Below are 3038 nucleotides of genomic sequence, written 5' to 3' on the forward strand. Positions count from 1 at the left end.
CATTTGCCGCAATCCCTTCCCATATTCCCGGCGTGGAGACAATTGGAGGGCGCGGTTCTTGTTGCGGAAGATCGTAGCCCTCAAGCGGGTCCTCTACGACGCGCTCGGCCATTTCAACACCGATGACGGCTGGGCGATGGCCAGCCATCTGGCGATCACATCGCTGATGGCACTGTTCCCGTTCCTGATCTTCGCGACGACGCTGGCGAGCTTCCTGGGCGCGCAGGCGTTCTCCGACACCGCCGTGCATCTGGTCTTCGACACCTGGCCCGAACAGATCGCCAAGCCGATCGCGCGCGAAGTGCTCAATGTGCTGACCGTCCGGCGCACCGACCTTTTGACCTATGGTGTGGTGCTTGCTGCCTATTTTGCGTCGAACGGCATCGAGGCGCTGCGCACGTCGCTCAACCGCGCCTATCGCGTTTCGGAAACGCGCGGCATCATCTACCGCCGGGTGCAGAGCATCATCTTCGTTCTCATCGCCACGGCCGGTTTCCTGGCGATCAGCGTGCTCCTGGTGTTCGCGCCGCTGCTGGCGCGGATCGCCGAAGCCCATATCGACTGGATCAAGCCCTATATGGGCACCATCACGCTGTGGCGTTACGTCATCGCTTCGGCGGTCATTGTCGGCGGATTGTTTGCCGTGCATTTCTGGCTGCCGGCGGGCAAGCGCCGCTTCGTCTCGCTGGTGCCGGGCATCGTCTTCACGCTGGCGGCATGGCTTATCGGTTCGACCATCTTCGCCACCTATCTCGACCACTTCTCGTCCTATGTGACGACCTATGCCGGCCTGGCCTCGATCATGATCGCCGTGGTCTTCCTCTACATGGTCTCGGCGATCTTCATCCTTGGCGGCGAGCTCAATGCTGCGATCAGCCGCTATCTGGAGGCACGTGCGCGGGTGGGATGACAGGTAGAATTGAGGAATTGAAGAACTGAAGGATTGGAGAAAAAGCGGGCCATATCCGGCGCTGTCTGTGCTTCTTCCTCAATTCCTCAATTCCTCAATTCCTCAATTCCTCAATTCCTCAATTCCTCAATTCCTCAATTCCTCAATTCCTCAATTCCACAGTTCTTCCCTTCGTCTGCCGCGCCGTTGCCAGGCCAACGCCGAATGTGGTGATCGCCATGCCCACGATCTGCAGGGCGTTGAGCTGCTCGTCGAACAGGGCCCATGCGATGACCGCCGTCACCGCCGGCACCAGGTAGAACAGCGACGCCACCTTCGACATCTCGCCGTCGCGGATCATCACCATCAGCAGGAAAATGGCGCCGAGCGACAGCACCAGCACCAGCCAGGCCATGGCGAAGATCAGCTCGCCATTGATGACGACGGTGTGGGTTTCGAAAGCGAGCGAGGCAAGGAGCATCAGCGAACCACCGCCGACATATTGCCACATGGTCGCCGCGACGAGGTCGCCGCCGGAGGCGAAGCGCTTCTGCCAGATGGTGCCGGCGCTCATGCCGAGCACCGAGACCAGTGAGGCGGTCAATGTCGCCGCGGTCACGCCGCCGCCCAGCGCGCCGAGCTTCGGCCACAGCACGATGACGATACCGATGAGGCCGATGCCAAGGCCAAGCCAGTGGCGCGGCAGGATCGCCTCGCCGAGAAACTTACCGGCAAGCACCGCCGTGATCAGTGGCTGCAGGCCGACGATGAGGGCTGAAAAGCCGGCCGGCATGCCCCTGTGGATGGCCCAGAAGACGGCGCCGAGATAGACGCCATGCATCAGGATGCCGGCGCCGGTGGCATGCAGCGCCTCCTGGCGGGTGGCTCTTTTCGAGCCAAGCACAAGCATCAGGACGGCCAGCAGGATAGCAGCGAGGACGAAACGCGCGGCGAGGAAGGTGAACGGTTCCGCCCACGGCATGGCGTAGCGCGCACCGATGAAGCCGGTGGCCCACAAGACGACGAAGGTGGCGGGGATGAACCGCTTGATGCTGTGCATGTTCCGGAGGCCGCCGTACTGGGGAGAGTTGACCGTGGCGCTGCTCTAATGCGCTTCAACCCGACGCGCAAAGCGAAACCATTGATCCATACATCACTGAAATTCAACGGCCGGCGCATTTGGCAGGTGATCTCGCCTGGTCAAAGCCCGACCGTCCGTCTGATGTCATCAGGTGATGCGCCGGCATGGCGCAGCGCGGCAAGACCGGTGTCACGGAGGCTCTTCGACAGCTTTCGGCCGTCGGGTCCGAGGATGAGGCGATGATGGAAATAGGCCGGTTGCGGCAGCCCCAGGAGTCGCTGCAGCAGGCGCTGCACGCCGGTGGCGGAAAACAGATCCTGGCCGCGTACGACGTGGCTGACGCCTTGCAGCGCATCGTCCATGACGACGGCGAGGTGGTAACTGGTCGGGATGTCACGGCGCGCCAAGATCACGTCGCCCCAGTCCTGCGGGCGGGCTTCCACGGAGCGCGTCGCGGAAAGCGTCTCGTCGGAATACTCCGTCCAGGACAGGTCCTTGCCGACACGCGCCATGGCGGCCTCGACATCCAGACGCCAGGCGAAGGGCGCATTCTCGACTATCCGCCGCTGACGTTCCTTCAGCGGCAGCGCCTTGTCCGCGGCGGGGTAGAGCGGCACGCCATCGGGATCGCGCGGCCAGTCGCGCCCACGCTTTTCGCTGTCGGTGATGAAGGCGCGGATCTCGCCACGGCTCATGAAGGCGGGGTAGACGAGTTCCTCCGCGATCAACCGCTCGAGCACCGCCTGGTATTCGGCGAAATGCTCGGACTGGCGGCGCACCGGCTCTTCCCAGCCAAGCCCCAGCCATTTCAGGTCGGCAAGTACGCCGGCCTCGAATTGCGGCGTGCAGCGCGTCGTGTCGATATCCTCGATGCGCAGCAGCAGGCGTCCGTGCGCCCGTGCCGCCAGCTTCTGGTTGAGCAGCGCCGAATAGGCGTGGCCGAGATGCAGGTCGCCGTTGGGGCTGGGCGCGAAGCGGAATGTCAGGAGTGTCATCTCTCAGGCGGCAATCATGTTTTGCGGCGCTTCGCCAATTGCTACCCTGTCGACGGTCGAGGAACAAGAAAGC

General features: G+C 63.0%; 3 protein-coding genes. 1 reads left to right on the top strand and 2 read right to left on the bottom strand.

Translation table 11 applies throughout. The annotated features are described in order from the left end of the window. The first annotated feature begins 58 nt into the window (after nucleotides 1-58). Nucleotides 59-910 carry a YihY/virulence factor BrkB family protein gene (locus EN984_RS28485; protein WP_127270626.1) on the top strand — a complete coding sequence of 284 codons (852 nt, stop codon included), beginning with the start codon at nucleotides 59-61 and terminating at the stop codon, nucleotides 908-910. Nucleotides 911-1052: 142 nt separating this feature from the next. Here EN984_RS28485 and EN984_RS28490 read toward each other — a convergent pair whose 3' ends face one another. Both EN984_RS28490 and gluQRS read right to left on the bottom strand, forming a co-directional pair. Further along, nucleotides 1053-1949, bottom strand: a complete 897-nt coding sequence (locus EN984_RS28490) for a DMT family transporter (protein ID WP_127272487.1) — start codon at nucleotides 1947-1949, stop codon at nucleotides 1053-1055. A 140-nt stretch (nucleotides 1950-2089) separates the two neighbouring features. After that, nucleotides 2090-2965 carry a tRNA glutamyl-Q(34) synthetase GluQRS gene (gene gluQRS, locus EN984_RS28495; protein WP_127268793.1) on the bottom strand — a complete coding sequence of 292 codons (876 nt, stop codon included), beginning with the start codon at nucleotides 2963-2965 and terminating at the stop codon, nucleotides 2090-2092. Nucleotides 2966-3038: the final 73 nt, after the last annotated feature.

Source organism: Mesorhizobium sp. M7A.F.Ca.CA.004.12.1.1 (genome assembly GCF_003997835.1).
In the GTDB taxonomy this organism is placed as follows: Bacteria; Pseudomonadota; Alphaproteobacteria; order Rhizobiales; family Rhizobiaceae; genus Mesorhizobium.

Excerpts from the sequence above, each read along its gene's own strand:
- EN984_RS28490 (WP_127272487.1), bottom strand. The coding sequence starts at position 1,949 with ATGCACAGCATCAAGCGGTTCATCCCCGCCACCTTCGTCGTCTTGTGG.
- gluQRS (WP_127268793.1), bottom strand. The coding sequence starts at position 2,965 with ATGACACTCCTGACATTCCGCTTCGCGCCCAGCCCCAACGGCGACCTG.